General features: G+C 57.1%; 15 protein-coding genes. 7 read left to right on the top strand and 8 right to left on the bottom strand.

Annotated features, from left to right (window positions below; genetic code table 11):
- Positions 1-281 precede the first annotated feature (281 nt).
- Positions 282-836, bottom strand: a complete 555-nt coding sequence (locus tag L6439_RS02190; RefSeq protein WP_213469961.1) for an RNA 2'-phosphotransferase — start codon at positions 834-836, stop codon at positions 282-284.
- Positions 837-1,207: 371 nt separating this feature from the next.
- Between L6439_RS02190 and L6439_RS02185 the strand changes: the two genes are divergently transcribed.
- Positions 1,208-1,528, top strand: a complete 321-nt coding sequence (locus L6439_RS02185) for a transposase (protein ID WP_172879205.1) — start codon at positions 1,208-1,210, stop codon at positions 1,526-1,528.
- On the top strand, positions 1,525-2,460 hold the full coding sequence (locus L6439_RS02180; RefSeq protein WP_213471791.1) for an IS3 family transposase: 936 nt from the start codon (positions 1,525-1,527) through the stop codon (positions 2,458-2,460). Before L6439_RS02185 ends, L6439_RS02180 begins: the two co-directional genes overlap by 4 nt.
- A gap of 254 nt (positions 2,461-2,714) precedes the next feature.
- Here L6439_RS02180 and L6439_RS02175 read toward each other — a convergent pair whose 3' ends face one another.
- The 5 genes from L6439_RS02175 to L6439_RS02155 all read right to left on the bottom strand — a co-directional run bounded on the left by L6439_RS02175 (position 2,715) and on the right by L6439_RS02155 (position 7,736).
- Positions 2,715-2,852, bottom strand: a complete 138-nt coding sequence (locus tag L6439_RS02175; protein WP_213468754.1) for a hypothetical protein — start codon at positions 2,850-2,852, stop codon at positions 2,715-2,717.
- 22 nt (positions 2,853-2,874) lie between these two features.
- Complete coding sequence (locus L6439_RS02170; RefSeq protein WP_168182267.1) at positions 2,875-4,164, bottom strand: Gfo/Idh/MocA family protein; 1,290 nt, start codon at positions 4,162-4,164, stop codon at positions 2,875-2,877.
- Positions 4,165-4,233: 69 nt separating this feature from the next.
- The gene (locus L6439_RS02165; protein WP_168182268.1) at positions 4,234-5,763 is read right to left on the bottom strand and encodes an extracellular solute-binding protein; all 1,530 of its coding nucleotides are present in this window, start codon (positions 5,761-5,763) and stop codon (positions 4,234-4,236) included.
- 55 nt (positions 5,764-5,818) lie between these two features.
- Positions 5,819-6,700 carry a carbohydrate ABC transporter permease gene (locus tag L6439_RS02160; protein ID WP_168182269.1) on the bottom strand — a complete coding sequence of 294 codons (882 nt, stop codon included), beginning with the start codon at positions 6,698-6,700 and terminating at the stop codon, positions 5,819-5,821.
- Between the two features lie 55 nt (positions 6,701-6,755).
- On the bottom strand, positions 6,756-7,736 hold the full coding sequence (locus L6439_RS02155) for an ABC transporter permease (protein WP_168182270.1): 981 nt from the start codon (positions 7,734-7,736) through the stop codon (positions 6,756-6,758).
- 353 nt (positions 7,737-8,089) lie between these two features.
- Here L6439_RS02155 and L6439_RS02150 point away from each other — a divergent pair, with 353 nt between their 5' ends.
- On the top strand, positions 8,090-10,426 hold the full coding sequence (locus tag L6439_RS02150; RefSeq protein ID WP_237096718.1) for a helix-turn-helix domain-containing protein: 2,337 nt from the start codon (positions 8,090-8,092) through the stop codon (positions 10,424-10,426).
- Positions 10,427-11,564: 1,138 nt separating this feature from the next.
- Here L6439_RS02150 and L6439_RS02145 read toward each other — a convergent pair.
- Positions 11,565-12,314 (bottom strand): IclR family transcriptional regulator, encoded by a 750-nt coding sequence (locus tag L6439_RS02145; protein ID WP_168182715.1) that lies wholly within the window; start codon positions 12,312-12,314, stop codon positions 11,565-11,567.
- Between the two features lie 371 nt (positions 12,315-12,685).
- Between L6439_RS02145 and L6439_RS02140 the strand changes: the two genes are divergently transcribed.
- The 4 genes from L6439_RS02140 to L6439_RS02125 all read left to right on the top strand — a co-directional run bounded on the left by L6439_RS02140 (position 12,686) and on the right by L6439_RS02125 (position 17,773).
- The gene (locus tag L6439_RS02140) at positions 12,686-13,708 is read left to right on the top strand and encodes an alpha/beta hydrolase (RefSeq protein ID WP_168182714.1); all 1,023 of its coding nucleotides are present in this window, start codon (positions 12,686-12,688) and stop codon (positions 13,706-13,708) included.
- Positions 13,709-13,841: 133 nt separating this feature from the next.
- Positions 13,842-15,362: a Fe-Mn family superoxide dismutase gene (locus L6439_RS02135; protein WP_213468753.1), complete on the top strand. Its 1,521-nt coding sequence runs from the start codon at positions 13,842-13,844 to the stop codon at positions 15,360-15,362.
- Positions 15,363-15,570: 208 nt separating this feature from the next.
- Complete coding sequence (locus L6439_RS02130) at positions 15,571-16,410, top strand: DNA adenine methylase (protein ID WP_168182712.1); 840 nt, start codon at positions 15,571-15,573, stop codon at positions 16,408-16,410.
- Between the two features lie 52 nt (positions 16,411-16,462).
- A complete protein-coding gene (locus tag L6439_RS02125) occupies positions 16,463-17,773 on the top strand; it encodes a type II restriction enzyme (RefSeq protein WP_237096717.1) in 1,311 nt (436 codons plus the stop codon).
- A gap of 130 nt (positions 17,774-17,903) precedes the next feature.
- Here L6439_RS02125 and L6439_RS29245 read toward each other — a convergent pair whose 3' ends face one another.
- A complete protein-coding gene (locus L6439_RS29245) occupies positions 17,904-18,038 on the bottom strand; it encodes a hypothetical protein (protein WP_269155974.1) in 135 nt (44 codons plus the stop codon).
- Position 18,039 lies beyond the last annotated feature (1 nt).

Raw genomic sequence — 18,039 nt, 5'->3', positions numbered from 1 at the left:
GCTGCAGCCCCGCCGCACGTCCTCTTTTTGTGCCGAAAATACAAAGAATTGTCTTTCACACAGTGGACAATTTTCTGCGGAAAAGAAAGATGCTTCCCAACCGTTCAAACCTGATAGATGGGACTATGGCATGGATTGTATTGATACACGATATATAGGCGCATCTCTGTTCATTAGCAATATTCGCCTTGTGTCCACTTATATGTGGACAGTGCCGCAATCCGTCTCCCCAGAGAGAACGACGTTCACCCATCCGCATCCTGCTCATCCCATCCTTCGCCTCATTCTATGGAGATATACTTGGGCGGAATAAAGTCCGCCAGCCATATCGTGTGATTGCCGGGATAAAACATAACCCCTTCGTTCCGGGCCATCCCGGCATCCACCTTCAACAACACCGGGGCAGCGTCTCTTCGTCTCCCGACCAGCATGGCCGTCTCTTTGTCGGCGGATAAATGAACATATTGCCTTCCCATCGGCCGCAGTCCCTCCTTCAAGATTTGCGCCGCAAAGCGCCTCGCCGTTCCATGATACACGACGGGAGGAGGAGTCTCCGCCTGCTTGACGATTTTGCGGGGCACGGAATGCCCGTATAAGGCTCTGATTTTCCCGTCCGCGACCTCAAACCGCTGCTTGTCCGCGCCCTGCATCATATTGCGGATATCCTGCTCAGCGACGGCTTCCCATCGTTGGTCGAGGCGAAGCGCCGCCAGCAACTGATCCAGGCTTACCCAGCCTTCCTCATCCAATTCTAATTCGTACTCCCATGGCGCATGCCTCAGCGCATAAGATATTTCCTTGCTTAATTTGAACACATCTATACTCTGTCTCATCATCAAAAGCACCCTCCGTAACATCATATCTACTCTTCCTATACGATTCTGCCCCGGCAATCGATTCATTGAGCCGCGGCGAACGGGAAGACCGCTTCGATAATATGTTGTATTCGCTCCCGTTGCGGGCCGCTCCTCGCAGAAGGGAACACACTTTTTCTATGCCGCAGCTCCCAAAAGATGCATAAATGCAGTATTTTGATCGACGCCAAAATGCAAAAAAGGGAATCCTGCAAAATTACAGGAATTTCATCTATTATAGGCTGAATTAGAGATAACTTGAGCAAAAAGATGCATATTCTCCTAGGCCCCCTAATTAAACTGGAGCTTCCGGCTCCAATATTATAAGCTGTTATCAGAGGGGGACAACTAGTATGGGAAAGCACTTTAGCAAGGAAAAACGCCTGCAAATTGTAAAGGAAGCAATGGCCGGCATTAAGGTGGGAACACTTGCCCGAATGTACGGTGTCCATCCGGAGACGGTACGTGTTTGGGTTAGAGACCACCGTGACGAAATTAGCCAAGAGGAGATACCCGCAGCAGACGAGCATCTGCAAGAACTCCGTCGACTTCAAGAGGTAGAGGCAAAGTTCGAGCAGGCAAAAAAGCTCCTGGGTGAAAAAGAGCTTGAGATCGAGATCCTACGAGAAGTCGTAAAAAAGAAGAACCCCGCTTATCTGAAAGACTTGAAATAGCAGAACCGTTTATTAAGCGGGGGCATGCAGCAGCTAAAGTTCTGCGTATCCTGAAAGTTCGCGAATCGACGTACTATGGCCGGAAGAAACGAGAGGCATCCAGTACCGAAGAACAGGCTTCATGCGCTCTAAAAGGGCGTCCTGTGCCTGGATTTTCCTCTACGAATACGGGCCGGAAAGTTTCAGATGAACAGATTAAAGAATGGATGCTCGAACTCCTGGAAGGAGAAGAGCACATTTATGGGTATAAGAATTTGGCGCTGTGCCTCCGCAGACAACGTGGATTGATTCTAAACAAGAAAAAGGCGTACCGCATTTGCAAAGAGTTAGGAATTCTTCAGAAACAACGGAAGAAAACAAGCAAACATCCTCGAAGAGTACCGAGAAACCGGACGGTAACCGGGGTGAACCAGCTATGGCAAATTGATATTAAATATGGGTACGTGATTGGGCGCCAGCGTTTCTTTTTCGTGCTCAGTATCATCGATGTATTTGACCGCGTCGTCGTCGGACAATACCGGGGTTCCGTGTGTGAGGCCAAGCACGTCGTACAGACACTATGCCGGGCGCTACAAGAACGCCTGAATCCCGGCGATGAGTTGCCCACCGTCCGCACCGACAACGGGCCTCAGTTTGTCAGCAAGTTGTTTGGTGATACGTGCGAGAGTCTGGAGATCGTCCATGAACGCATCCCGCCACGCAGTCCGAATATGAATGCCTACATTGAGTCATTTCATAGCTTACTCGAACGTGATCTGTTCAGCCTGACGGAATTTATGACATTTGAAGAGGCCTATGAAGCACTTGATCGTTACATGGATTTCTACAACAACCGCAGAATGCATGGTAGCCTAAAGAGCATGTCACCATCGGAATACTCAAAGTGGGTCATGACGCTGGAGGACCGATCAAAATATCATCGGGCCGTGTAACCACGCGAAATAGGAAGCAATTCTAAGAACGCATCTTTTTTGGTGGACATGACTCCAGATATAGGGGGCCTAGCCGTATTTGCAGGAATTCAAACAAATATATCCTCTATCGGCACAAAATGATGTATTTTTGCAGGATTGCGGTCGGTGTCGGTAGCTCAAGCGGGGAAAAACAAAAAACGATCACCCCCGTACCATCTCCAAAGGGTGATCGCCTATTCACAAGCGTTCGTCTCGCTCTCGCTGTACTAATTCTAATTCACGCTCGCTTGCGCGGCGGCCAGCATAGCGCCCGCAAGCCCGTCCATGCAGCGCTCGCATCTGCCGGCGGCCGCCCTGCACGATTCCTGCCGGGACCGCGCCTGCCAGGTCCCCGCGCTCGGGGCGTGCATCCGCCTGCCCGCTTGCGCGGCCTTACGCCTTCCCGGCCGGGACCGCGCCCGCCAGCTCGTCGTACATCGCTTGAAGGTCGATGACCCGGCCGCCCTGGAGGCGGGACTGCTCGGCCGCGAAGGCCATCAGATGGCTGCGCACGGATACCGAGGCGGAGGACAGGCTCTCCGCGCCGGAGCTGGAGCCGAAGCCGCGCACTTCCTTCAGGAACGAGCGCACGATGCCCGAATCGCCGCCGCCGTGGCCCGTGATGGACGGAGCGAGCTGCACGACGCGCTTCTCCTTCGTCACGAAGTCGGTGATCGTGAACGAGTCCTCCTCCATATTGCCGCGGATGTCGCCCTTCGTGCCCATCACCTGCACGATGCGCGTGTTGTCGTGCGTGAAGCCGCACATGCTGAACATCGCGGTCGCTCCGCTCGCGAATTCAAGATTGACGACCTGGTGGTCGACGACGTTATTGTCCGTCTGATAGACGCAGCGCCCGTACGGGCCTTCCCAGAGCGCCTTGAGGATGCCTTCCTTCGTGTAGTCGTCCGTAATCTTGCGCGCCCAGTCAATGCCCTCGCCAAGATAATAACGCGGCGCATGGTACTGGCAGGTCTGCTCCGCCGGACAGCCCTCGATGCAGCGGGCCGGCGCCCCTTCCGGCTTATTCCCTTCATGAAAATGCATCAGCGAGCCGAAAGAGCTGACCCGCATGCAGGGCTCATTCATGAGATACGCCAAAATATCCATGTCGTGGCATGATTTCTGCAAAATCATCGGGCTCGATTCGCCGCTGTTGCGCCAATTGCCCCGCACGAAGCTGTGCGACATATGCATATTGCCCACATTCTCGTTCAATTGAATGGATACGATATCGCCGATCGCCCCGCGATCGATCTCCCGCTTCATCGCCGACCAGAACGACGTGTAGCGCAGCACATGGCATATCGTCAGCAGCCGGTTATGCTTCTTCGCCGCCAGTTCCATCTCGACGCATTCCCGCGGCTCCGGCGACATCGGCTTCTCAAGCAGCACATGATAGCCTAGCTCCAGCGCCCGCAGCGTCGGTTCATAATGCATGCGGTCCATCGTGCAGATGATGGCCACATCGGCACGCCGGCCCCCTTCCAGGATCGCTTCCCATGTCTCGAACTGCTGCGCTTCGCTGAGGCCGAACTGCTCGGCGAAGGCTTGCCGCCGATCGGCATTCGGATCGGCAACGCCGACAAGCTGCAGCTCGTGCGGGTTATCCAGGGCATACGGCGAATAAGCGCGCGCGCCCCGGTCGCCTGCTCCAATGACAATGGCTGTAATCGGATTCATATGACATCTCTCCTTTGGACGACGCAGAGAAACGCCAGCACAAAGCGGCGTTCCTCCGGCATACTCTGCTTATTTTGCTTGGGCGGCTTGGTAAGCCTGATTCATTTCGTCAATAACTTTGAGCAAATCTTTATCTTTTTTGATTGTTTCGATAAATTTATCATACTCCTCAATCGTCTCTTTGCCAATAATTACTTTTGTACGCATATCGTCAACTTTTTTCTTGATCTCCGGAAAATAGCGATTATACGCATCCGAGTAGAGGCCGCGCTCCGGTTCCGGCACGACATGTTTCTTCCGCTCGTTCACGATCTCGACGTTGCGCTCGTACAGATCGTCCGGCATGCCGACGGCCCCGATCGCCATATCGTCGCTGATCAGATGGAAGAGGCTCGACATGTTGCCGTCTCCCGTCAAATCCTTTTTCGCCTGCTCCGTAGGCACGATTTTCCCGTTCTCTTCCTTATAATGGATGTCCTTGAGGCCGTAATAGGTCAAAATATTCCCTTCCGGACTATTTCCGTAATCGAACAGCTCGAGGATTTTCTTCATTTTGTCTTCCGGCACCTTCTTCGGAATCAGATATACGCCGTAGTACGAGGCCCCGGATGGCGTATATTTATAGCCGTTCGGATTTTCCAAATAGGGCAGCGGGTAGAGATCCGCCTTCGGGTCGATGTCGCGCAGCATCTTGCCGGTTACCCAGACATGGTTCATGGACAGGCCGGTGCCGCCGACCTTGCCGCTGCGGAACGAATCCAGTATTTGCGAAAATTTCAAGATGGCGAAATCTCTCGGGAACAAGCCCGCATCATATGCTTCCTTAATCCACAGCAGCGCGTCGCGCGAGGCGTCTTCCGTAATTATCGGCACGAGCTTGCCGTCCTTCAGCTTCCAATTGCCCTGCGTCTCGTTGAAAATATTGTAAACGAAGCCCATCGAGCTCGGGGAGGCCGCATACGGAATCTCATCCGCCTGCCCGTTGCCGTTCGGATCCTTCTCTTTGAACGCCTTCAGCACATCGAACAGGGAGTCGAGCGACGTCGGCGCCTCCAGGTTCAGCGCATCGAGCCAGTCTTTGCGGAGCATCGCGAAGGCGCCGCCTCCGAAGCTGGGATAATAGCGCGGAATGACGTAATTTTTGCCATCCACCTTCGTCTCGTCCCACATCGACGCCTTGACCCCGTCCGTCAGGTTCGGATAATCCTTGATGAATGGCGTCAAATCCCAGAAGACCCCCTGCTTGATCATTTTTTGCAGCTGAGCGTTGTTGAGCGTCTCGACGAAGACGACATCCGGCATATCTCCGGAGGCGAGCATGACATTGACCTTGTCCTCGATCGTCGTCGGCGTCAGCCAAGTGATGTCCAGTTCCGTATTGGTGCGCTTCTCGAGCTCTTTCCAGATCGGGCTGCTGCTGTTGACCATGTCTGTCGCATAGTTCAGCGTCTGAATCGAGATCTTCGTCGGACCGTCTCCTTCGGACGAAGCGCTCTTGCCTCCGCCGCCGCATGCCGTCAACAGCAGCGAGCAGGCGAGCAGAATGAGCATCGATGTTTTCAACGCGGAAGCCAGCTTGCGTGGTTGCTTGTAAATCATCGTGGACCCTCCTTTTTTACGTGAACATGCTTCTTTTTTGTGCATCCTTATCTCGTCATTCTTTGACAGAGCCGACCATCGCTCCCTTGGCGAAATGCTTCTGCAAGAATGGATACACCATCATAATCGGCAGTGTCGCAATGACGACCGCGGCCATTTTGAGCGTCTCGGTCGGCATCTGGCGATTCACATGGAAGTCCATGCCGCCCCCCGTGCCGCCGCCCATCGCGGTCGGATCGACCAGCATGTTCTGCAGGAGCACCTGCAGCGGCCATTTGCTCTGGTCGTTGATGAACATGAGCGCGTTGAAGTACGTGTTCCAGTAGCCAACCGCGAAGAACAGGCCGAAGGCGACCAGCGCCGGAAGGGACAGCGGAAGCATAATGCGCCAGAACACCCCGATCTCGTTGCAGCCGTCGATGCGGCCGGCTTCCTCCAGACTGTCCGGGATACTGTCGAAGAATCCCTTCATCAACAGCACATACCAGGCGCTCGTCAAGCTTGGCAAAATAAGCGACCACACGCTGTCGATCAGGCCGAGATTGCGGACGACCAGGTACAGCGGCACCAGCCCCGGCTGGAACAGGAACGTAATCAAAATCATCATCATAATGGCTTTGCGGAAGCGCAGCCGCTTGCGGGACAGCGCATAAGCGAGTCCTCCCGACACGATGAGGCTGCAAGCCGTGCCCACGGTTGCCAGGAAGGCGCTGATTCCGAGCGAGCTCATGAACAGCCCGTTGGCCAGCAAATATTTATAGGCATCCAGCGTCCATTGCTGCGGGAACAGAATCAACGGCCGCGTGTAATATTCCGTCGGATCCGTGAATGACAGCACGATCGTATAGTAAATGGGAAATACGGCGGCGATACTGAATAGAATCAGCACCGTCACGTTGGCCGCCTGGAACAACCGATCCCGCCACTGCTCTCTCATGGCATTCGACCCCTTTCCTGCTTGTCTCATAGAGATGCTAGAGGATGCGAAGAAGTCAGTACAGACTGTCCTGACCGAACCGCTTCGCCACCTTGTTCGCCGTCACGACTAGAATGACGCCGACGACCGACTTGAACAGCCCGATGGCTGTGCTGTAGCTGAATTCGCCCTGCTTGATCCCGATGCGGTACACATACGTATCGAACACATCGGCGACATGGGTTACCGCCGAATTCATCATCAGATAAATCTGCTCGAAGCCGGTATCCATAATCGTGCCCAGGCGAAGAATGAACAGAATCAGAATGACGTTGCGCATGCCCGGCAGCGTAATATGCCAGATGCGGCGCATCCGCCCCGCTCCGTCCATGACGGCCGCTTCATACAGCTGCGGATCGATGCCGGCGATCGCCGCGAGGAAGATAATCGTGCCCCACCCGACTTCCTTCCAGATCGATTGCGCGGTCAGCAAGCCCCAGAAATAATTCGGGTTGGACAAAATGTCGACCGTCTCCTTGCCCATCGAGAGGAGGAGCTTGTTCATGAGCCCCTCCGACTGCGAAAACATAAGGAAGGTCAAGCCGTAAATGAGCACCCAGGACAGAAAATGCGGAATATAAATCAGCGACTGCACCGTGCGCTTCAAAATCGAGTTCCGCACCTCGTTCAGCATGAGGGACAGTATGATCGGCGCCGGAAAAAAGAAGAGAAGATTCAGGAAGCTGATCGCCAGCGTATTTCGCAGCAGCAGATAGAAATCTTCATTGGCGAAAAAGCGGCTGAAGTGCTCGAACCCGACCCAGGGACTGCCCGTGACGCCGAAATACGGAGAGTAATCCTGGAAGGCAATGACCAGATTCGTAATCGGAATGTACTTGAAAATCAGGAAAAACAGCAGTCCCGGCAGGGCTAACAAATATAAATACTTGTCGCGCTTCAGATCGGACCATAGCTTACGCTTGCCGGTGCGGGCACCGGCACGGGGCGGAGGATCTGCTGTTCGCTCGGCGGCGATATTCGTTGGCTGTGAGCTCATCGGTCACCCTCGCTTTCTATTCGAATCGAAGCTTCATGGCTTGGTAGTGCTAATGTAAACGCTGTCATCATTCCGTGCAATTTGACTTTTTTTCCAGCTTGACTTTAGCCCTTTACCGGTATGACAGGCAAGGCCGCGAAGCCCCGTCCTGCCTGACGGAGCGTCTTTTCGGATCGGTGCGGTTTCCTGCCGTTGCACTTTTTTTCCGGTCCTCGCCGATGCCTTCTCCTCCTCTATTCCAACCGGCCATTTTAATTGGAAGCCTTTTCAACACGAATGTCATTCAGTATGATGAAAATAACGGCATCCGGACTTCCGCGATCCGAATCCGCTGCATGATGGGAGGATAACCGTTGAGACAGCAATGGATAAGCCTGGTGTCTTCGAAAGGCGTGTTTTATTGGAAGACCATCGCGATGGCTGTGCTGCTGACCTGTCTTCCGCTGACGGTCATCAGCGCGGCTTATTTATATATCGGGAACCAGCATATGGTGAACCAGTTCCAACAGAAGAACGAGGATGCGCTTCAGGATGCGGCCAAGCAGATTGACGAGCAATTCTCCCAGCTTGTCCAATATGCGCTGAACATGGTCGTGAAGCCGCATTTCAAGCCGTCCGTGTCCGACATGGATTTCGGGCGCCAATTCGAGGAGACGCTCCAGTTGCTTGATACGCTGACCTTGATCGAAAATGCCGATCCGCTGATCGACCAAGTGTACCTGTACATCCAAAAGCAAAATAAAGTGCTGCAGCCTTCGCTCGGTCTTCGCACGCTGGAGGATCCGCAGGATGCCGAGCGCTGGGGCCGGCTCCTGCAGGAGGAGAAGGGCATCTACTGGGCGCATGATCTCGTGCGCCCGTTCGCCAAGGGCGGCACGCCGCACGCGATTGTGCTCAAGCTCCCGTTCAACGGGTCGGCATCCTTCGGCGCGATCGTCATCTACATCAATCCGTCGAAGCTGCACATCTTCGCCAATACGGACAACCTCTCGTATGTGTTGGACGCCGGGGGGCATGTGATCGGCCATTCCGCGAAGACCGCGGAGCATCCGGAGGCGCTGCCGCTCATTCTTGAGCACCTGCAGGAGGAGCCCGCCCCGGCCGAGCCGGGACGCCTCCCTCCGCCGCGAACATGGCAGATGGCAATCGAAGGCGGGGACTCGCTGCTCGTCAATACCGTCTCCTTCGAGAAAATGGGCGAAACGTGGACCTATATCGCGGGAACCCCGCTGTCGGTCATTACGGCCCCTACCCGGCCCTATACCCATGTCGTGCTCGTCCTGTGGGGCTGCGCCCTGCTGGCCGCGCTCGCGCTGAGCTGGTTCGCTTCGCGCCGGATGTACCGGCCGATTCGCCGGGTCGTCACGATGCTCGGCGGCTGGCGGACGCCGGAGTCGGCGGTCCACAATGAACTCGACTATATCGAGAAGGAATGGAAGCAGTACCGGTTCGCGAACGAGACGCTGCAGAGCCGCCTCGATCAATCCGTCCCTTCCGTGCGCGAAGCGTTCATCAACCAGTTCGTGACCGGCCAGGCTTCGCACCTGAGCGAGCGGGAGATACGCGAGAAGCTGAAGCTGCTGAAGGTGAATATCGAGGGGAAGCGCTTCGCGGCCGTCGTCGTGCAGCCGCATGCGTTCGGGGAAGGCCGGGAGCCGTTATCCGGCCGGGATGAGCATCTGATGGCGTACGCGGCCATCAACATCGTGCAGGAGCTGTCCGAACTGGCGGCCGATTATGTCCACCTGATCAACTTCCTCGACGGCTCCTTCGGCGCCGTGCTTATCCTGCCGGGACCAGGGACGGAGACCGACGAATCCCGCCGCCGGATCGGGCAGCTCTGCGATCAATGTCTCCGCGCCCTGCGCGATGTGCTCCGTCTGGAGGCGACGATCGTCGTCAGCGGGCCGACTTCGTCCTGGCTTGACGTGCCGTATTCGGTCGAGCAGGCGCGGCGGGCCCTGCGGCACCGCACCTTCGATTCCGGCAGTCAGCTGCTGGAGGCGGAGCAGGTCCTGTCCCGGGCGGCAGGCAGCGTCGAATTCCCGCTGGAGCTGGAGCAGGACATCATCCACGCCCTCAATCTGGGGCTGGAAGAGGAAGCCGTGCAAGGGGTGGAGCAGTTCGTCACCGCTCTCCATGCCGGCGGAGCGGCCGAATGGCTCATCCATCAGGCCTTGATGCGGCTCGTCGGCAACATCCACCGGGCCATGCTTCAGGCCGGGCACAACCCGTATGCCGTGTTCGATGCGGCGGGGCTGCAAGAGGAGCTGAACGGGCTGCGCGACACGCGCGCCTGCCTGGCCTGGTTCCATGCCCGCATCATCAAGCCGTACATCGGCTCGCTGAACAAGAGCTATAGCGCGGCCATGAAGCGGCTGGTCGAGGAGATGCTGGAGCGCATCGGCCAAGATTATATGAGCGACCTCTCCCTCGACACCGTCGCCGCGGAGGCTGGCGTAAGCGCATCCCAGCTCAGCAAGGCCTTCAAGCAGATGACCGGCTCCAACTATGTCGATTACTTGACGTCGCTCAAGATGAACAAATGCAAAGAGCTGCTCCTGACCACCGATATGAAAATTAACGAAATCGCGGAATCGGTCGGCTACCAGCCGTCTTACTTCAACCGGATGTTCAAGAAGCTGGAAGGGATGACGCCTGGCCAATACCGGCAGCAGCATGCCGGATAAGCTCATCCCCGCGGGGAGAAGAGGCTGCTGCCCCCACTCGTGGTTCCCGGCGCGGGGAGCCGGGCAGTGCCTGACTTCGGATTCATAGACAAAAACGGGGCTGTCCCACAAGTCGTTTTTTACTACTGTGAGACAGCCCCCGATTATTAAAGCTCGACTCTCCGAAAAACTCCAAAAGTGCACTTTTTCTTTATGACGTATACTCCGTTACAAGGAATCCTGCAGAACGGCATCAACTTCGGACTATCCAATCGAGAAAAGAAAAAAATCGATGAACATATGTACTTTTGCAGGAATTTCAACAAATAGCGGCTTAAAGAGCACAAATTGCATCCATCAGGCTGTTGAGAAAGAAGTGTTGAGCAGGAAAATGGATATTTCCACCATTCTGAAAACTGCACCATTTCCCTGGACACGCCCATCCGGCAGTCGAAATCCGCAAAACTCCACGATTTCTCCAGACGCTCCTATTCAGTAAGCGAAATCCTGCATAAATACAGCAATTCGATATGGACGACGATTCCAGAAAGGGAATCCTGCAAAATTACAGGAATTTCCCCCGTTTCGCTTCGGCTTGAAGCAAAAGGGCCTAAAATGATGTAGATTTGCAGCAATTCCTCGGGATGTGGACTCATTAAGCCGAAATTCCTGTAAAATAGCAGCAATTTCCTCCGCACGTCCAAGCCCCGGGAGGCAACGATGCTTCGAGCAGGCCGATAATGCTTCCAGCAGGCCGGATAATGCGATGATGCCCCCAGCATCCGACGCGGTCGCTTGGATCCCGTAAAATCAGGCCATTGAGTAGTCTATGGGGCTTTTTACTTGTGATTGATCTCTTCTCCCGGTAGAGAAAATCGATTTAAAACGCTCTAAGAGCCAAAGTTTGGATGAGGAAAATGGACCATCTCCACCCCTTCACAAAAAACAGGGGTTTTCCAACAGCCTGATCCATGCAGCATTTCACTGCTTCATCCATCTTCCCCCGGTTTGCAAGCGCCGCTGTTTTTCCCGGATCCGCATTCTAATGTTAACTCGTTATCTCCATCACTTGCAGTGCCTGTGAGACATCTCCATGCGCTTGTGCAGCCGCCGCAGCAAGTAAACGCCACATCGCCATTTGTTGAAATCATTTAGCAGGTTATCCGATCGAGCGCAGCATCGTCGCCATTCGGCTGGCCGCCTCCGTCAGCTGCGGCGCATACGCCTCCAGCGTCTCGAGCGACATCCGGCTGACCGGGCCGGAGACCGACAAGGCCGCCGCCAGCTTGCCGTGGCGGTCGAATATCGGCACCGAGACCGCGGCCGCGCCCGGCTCGCGCTCCTCGATGCTGACCGCGTACCCTTTGCGGCGCACCTCATCGAGCTGCCGCATACACGCTTCGCTGTCCACACTTGGCGGCCAGAAGGCATCCCGAAGCGCCGCTTCGCGCTCGGCCGGATCGGCGAAGGCGAGCAGCACTTTGCTCGATGCGCCGACGAACAACGGCAGCCGCGCCCCGACCGGGGCCACCCGCCGAATCGCCTGATTGCTCTGGACCGCCTGAATGCGAATCCGATCCGAGCCGTCGCGCACATACAGACTGACCGTCTCGCCTAGCCGGTCGCGCAGCGCCTCCATCTCGGGAAGCAGCAATTGGGCGGCATCGCCGACCTGCGTCAGATGCGCGGACAGCTCCCACACCCGGTAGCCGAGGCGGTACTTGTCGCCGTTGCGCAGCACGAAGCCGCGATCCTCAAGCGTCGTGAGCAGCCGGTGCACGGTGCTCTTATTCAAGTTGACCCGCGCGGCCAGCTCGGTCAAGCTCATCTCATACTGCTCCGTGAAGCACATCAAAATATCGAGCGCCCGTTCCACGGCACGGACGGTTAATTTCCCTCGTTCCTCCACGTCATCTCCCTCTTTCGTTCCATTGGATGAAACTGCGTTACATCTAGTATAACCCGCTTTTCCAATGCCGTAAAGGGACGGACCGCCGATCGTCTCCCCGACCAACGTCCCTGATTTCGACATTTTTTACACCCGGATTGCAATGTTACGGGATGATTACAAACACCTTACAAGTCTCGCACTTTTATTGACGTTATGCGGCTCGCGGCATACGATAGTAGTACATTTCGGAGGAAATGAAACGCTTTCACTATGAAGCTCTCAATTGATCCTATCCAAGACTTTCGTTCTAGTTAATGTCAGTTTATGTCGATACCTCGCTTTGCGAGTTTTTCTCCCTTTTCCCGCACATCCAGAAGGAGGTCATGCCCATGAGCACACCTGTCGTCACATCGCCCGCGCTTCAACCGGAATGGATCGGGTCCTCGGGTCTGGCGCCTGCGGCCGCACGCCGCATTCGCCTGAAGCATATCGTGATCGCCCTGTCCTTATCGACAGTGTTCGCCGCATCGGTCATCTTCCTCGCCCTGCACGGCTTTATCGCCTGGATGTTCGCCAATCCTCAGGTGCCTCCGCTCTTCTCCAACCCGATGGAGGCCAAGGGAATGCCGTACGAGACGGTGACCTTTCCGGCGGCGGACGGCCATACGCTCGTCGACGGCTGGTATATTCCTTCGGACTCCGCTTCCACGCGCACGATCATTTTCAGCCACGGCTATGGCGCGAACCGCGAGGAATATTGGGTGCCGATGTACGATCTGGCCCAGTTCGCCCATCGGCTTGACTATAACGTCATCATGTTCGATTACGGCTTCGCCTCGGAGCAGCACAAGACCACCGCCACCGGGGGCAAGCTGGAGAAGGAGCAGCTGCTCGGGGCCGTGAACCTGGCCAAGGAACGAGGAGCCTCCCATATCGTCGTCTGGGGCTTCTCGATGGGAGCCGGCACCGCCCTCCAGGCCGCGCTCTTGACCGAGGACATCGACGCGATGATTTTGGACAGCACCTTCCTGCTGGAGCCGGATACGCTGTACCACAATCTGAAGCAGTACGTGCCGCTGCCGAAGCATCCGTCGCTCGATCTGCTGCGGTTCTTCTTCCCGGCGCTGAACGGCACCAGCCTGGCGCAGATCCCGTACAACGAGGTCAAGGCCACCAGCTACGAGATGCCGACGCTCATCATTCACGGAACCGCGGATACGAAGGCGCCGTACGAGATTGCCGAGCAGATCGCGGCTCATCAGAGCAACAAGCTGTCCGAATCCTGGATCGTGCCGAATGTGCAGCATGAGCTGATCTACCGCACGCACCGCAAAGACTACCTCGGCAAGGCCGCCGCATTTCTGAGCGCAGCCTACCGCGCGGATGCCGCATCGATCATCGCCCGCCCGTAAGCCTTATGGCTTGCGGGTTTTTTGCGCTTCGCCGGGCCGCCGGAGAAGCATAGGCCAACCTGTCGGCGGAATAGATTAGATACAAGAGGTTATGGATTCGAGTCTGCATTGATATGTAAAGGAGGGACGTTCGTTGGAGTACATATATGGGTCGCTGATGCCCGTCCGCGTGCTCGAAGAGATCGTTTTTTGGAAAAAACAAGAGCGCGAGCACATCGAGGTCATTCTCGCCATCGTGCCGCAGCTTGAGCCGGAATATGTTCAAGTGTTGCGGGAATGGCAGCCGGTCTTCACCAAGACCGAGGAAGCGGCCTCGGCCTGGCTCCAGTTCATTCTGTCGCAAGGAGGAAGCACTCCTGCCGATACGATGCACAAGATCGAGCTGCTGCTCAAGGCGTCCGTCTATCAATCCGAGCAGTTCGTGAAGCATCTGGAGACGATGAAGCAGTACAGCCGCGCGGTGAAGAGCGTGCCGCTCGCCCCGATCGTATTCGATCATATCGCCGATGAATCCGTCTACTTCCTGAACGTCGTGCACGCCTTGAAAGAGAAACCGCTGTCTTCCTTCACTTCACCGGACGTTCCGGGGGCGCATGCCGCGCAGTCCGGCCACGCCGTGCAGCCGAAGGCGTTCATCCACGAAGCCCCCTATTCCGAGGACGGCAGCAGCTTCGAGCCGCAGTCGGAAGCGGAATATCCATTGACAGCCGATGAGAGAGAAGATGAGGAGGGCTCCCCTGTTCCGGAGCCAACCGCAGCGCCATCGCCTGCTTCGGGCATTTTGGCTTACATCGGTTCGGCACAGACGCCCCAGACGCCCCAGACGGCCCAGACACCGCAAGCGGCCCAAGCGACACAAGAGGCGGAGCCGATGCCGGAGCATGGCGAAGCCCGGAGCGCGCCGCGAGACGCCTCCTTCGGCAGCATAACGTACCGCGAGTGGCCGTACGCCCCGAGGGGATGGCCGCCCGGCCACCCTGAGCACCAGCCGCCGGTGCCGGAGTACTATCTGCGGGCGGAGCCGGACTCCGTGCCGATCGGCGGCCACACGCTGCCGCCATTGCCGTATTCGTACGACGCGTTGGAGCCGTATATCGACGAGACGACGATGCGGGTGCATCACGACAAGCACCATCAGAGCTATGTCGACGGCTTGAACCAGGCCGAACGCGCCTTGGCGGAAGCGCGGCGCACCGGCCGCTTCGATCTGGTGAAGCACTGGGAAAATGAGCTTGCCTTTCACGGAGCGGGCCACTATTTGCACACGATTTTCTGGAATACGATGAATCCGGTAGGCGGGGGACAGCCGACCGGAGATCTGCTCGACCAGATTACGCGGGATTTCGGAAGCTTCAAAGCGTTCAAAATGCATTTCTCCAAGGCCGCGGAGAAGGTGGAGGGCGGCGGCTGGACGATTCTGGTCTGGAGCCCGCGCAGCCGCCGCTTGGAGATTTTGCAGGCGGAGAAGCATCAGAATCTGTCGCAGTGGGACGTCATCCCGCTCCTTCCGATCGATGTATGGGAGCACGCCTACTACTTGAAGCACAAGAACGAACGGGCCAAATACATCGAGGATTGGTGGCATGTCGTCAATTGGCCGGAGGTCGACGAACGGTTCCAGGCGGCGCGCACCCTGGCATGGAAACCGTATTAAGGCCGCTGCGATCGCCCGATTCCGCGGGCAAGCGGTCTGCCGCCGATTTTCGATATTGCGTCTTCTCCCCCCCGTTGAGTACAATAGAAGAGGATACGCGAACTTACGTGCGGCCTTCAGGCCGCCTTTTTTTTGCGTGAGGAGAGACTGACCCGCCTGCGGGCGAGCAAGTCCTCACGACGCAGATAACCGACAGGGGTGAAGGGCAATGTTGAAACCGATACTCAAATGGGCGGGAGGCAAGCGCCAACTGCTCCCCGACATCCGCCGCCGTCTGCCGCGCCTCGACTGGACGCAGGCGGCCTATTACGAGCCGTTCATCGGGGGCGCCGCGCTGCTGTTCGATCTGATGCCGCCGCGCGCCTTCATCAACGACGTGAACGGCGAGCTGATTAATCTGTACGAGACGATCCGCCGCGAGCCGGAAGCGCTTATCGACGCGCTGCGCGTCCACCGGAACGAAGAGAGCTATTATTATGAAGTCCGCTCCTGGGACCGGAAGCCGGAGGAATACGCCCAGATGGACGCCGTTACCCGGGCGGCCCGTCTCGTCTATTTGAACCGGACATGCTATAACGGCCTCTACCGGGTCAATGCGAAGGGGCAGAATAACGTTCCCTTCGGGCGCTACAAGCAGCCGGATATCGTCCAGGAGGAGACGATCCGCGCCCTGGCCTCTTATTTCCAATCGGCGGATATCGCCATGACCGTCGGCGACTTCGAACAGGCCGTGGAACCGGCGCAGGCGGGAGACTTCGTCTACTTCGATCCGCCGTACGACGTCTTGACCAAGACCGCTGCCTTCACTTCCTATGCGAAGGACGGCTTCGGACGGGACGAGCAGCTGCGGCTGGCCAACCTGTTCCGGGAGCTGGACAGGCGCGGCGTCTATGTGATGCTGTCGAACCATGCGACAGATTATATACGCGAACTGTATGACGGCTTCCCGCTCCATATCGTGCAGGCCCGCCGCAATATCAACTCCAAGGCGACCGCCCGCGGCGCGGTGGACGAGGTGCTGGTCATGAACTATCAGCCCGAAGAATAAGCCCGGAACGGGGACGCTTCCGGAGTCAGGGGGATCAAGGGGGAATGAAGGTATGGCGGCGAGCCGGCTGCGGAAAAAAGATGTTATCTGGGAGAAACTGTTTGACCGCTACGATATTTTGCAGCAAGTGAACGCCAACGGGTATTTCGACATTACGAGCCAGCAGATTAACGGGTTGGAGCCCGGGGTGCAGGCACGAATCCAGTGCAAATTCGATACTTCCGGGGAGCTGTCCCCCTGCTTCGCCCGTCACGGGCTCGGCATTCTGCCCGTATCGAACGGACACTATACGATCGCCCGCTTCCCGATCTTCCATCCGCTAGAGGACATTGAGAAGCTTCCGGTTCACCGGGCCTACTGGCGCTTCCCGTCCTTCGAGACGGTGCAGGCGGACGGCAGCAGCTCCACGAGCGAAGCCAATGCACTGCATACAGCCCATATGAGCGACATGCTCCACCGCTTCCGCGGACTCGACCCGGCAGAGCCGCTCGAGCTGACCTTCAGCGGGCGAATGCGTTCCCCCGCCTTCTCGTTCCATGTGGGGAGCTATCCGCGTCCGCTTCAGGTAGAACGCAGCCAGCAGATGGAGATTGACGCCGGCTTCGAATCGAACCGCGAGATTCTGATATTCGAGGCGAAGAACAGCATTCCGCACGATTTCTGCGTGCGCCAGCTGTACTATCCATACCGCGCCTTGCGTTCGCGTCCGCAGCTGACGAAGCCGGTCGTTCCGATTTATTTCTTGTATTCGGACGGCGTCTATTATTTATTCGAATACCGCTTCCAGGAGCCGATGCGCTATGATTCCCTCGTCTTGGTGCGCGCAGCCGCCTATCGCATTGAAGGCGGGCTGTCGAAGGACAGAGTGCTCGCCATCGCGGAGGCCACCCCGGCCGGCGCCGAGCCGGCCGGAGTCCCGTTCCCGCAGGCGAACTCGTTCGAGCGCATCATCAATCTGCTGGAGCTGCTGGCGGAAGAGGATATGCTCAAGTCCGACATCGAACGGCTGTACCGGTTCGATAAGAGACAATCGGACTATTACGCCAATGCCGGCGTCTATCTCGATCTGGCGGAGACCTGCCGCACGCCCGAAGGAACGGCCGTCCGCCTTACCGGGGAAGGCCGGGCCCTGATGCAGCTTACGGTGCAGGAGCGCCATGAGGCGCTTCTGCGCAAGCTGTTCGCCAGACCGGCCATCCGCGACATTCTGCTCGCCTGCCTGGCGCGGGGCGAAGCGATTCCCGAAGCGGACGCGATGAACCGGATGCGCCGGCATGGCGTCGAATTGAACCCATCGACCCAGCGCAGGCGCGCCCAGTCAATACTGGCCTGGTACGGCTGGCTTGCACGTCTGATAGGGTGAGGACCCTTGTGCCCTTCGGTGAGGCAGGGGCTTCGCCTCCGCCTCCTCGGCATGGCCCATTCCTGCCGGGAGGCGCATCCCTATCCCCCCTGGCGTTCTCTCTGCCCAGGAGCCGATGTCCCCCTCTCCCTTAATCCAGATTGTACCGTTCCTTGGCCCGCTTGACCGCTTCCTCTACCCGGTCCCTCCGTGGCAGCTTCGAGTTGATCCGCAGCAGAAGCAGCAGATTGCACACCAGCAGCACGATGATGATCAGCCCCACCACT

This window comes from Paenibacillus dendritiformis, from assembly GCF_021654795.1.
Classification (GTDB): domain Bacteria; phylum Bacillota; class Bacilli; order Paenibacillales; family Paenibacillaceae; genus Paenibacillus_B.
Note: the sequence above shows the minus strand (reverse complement) of the source record. Positions and strands in the feature narration are given on the sequence as shown.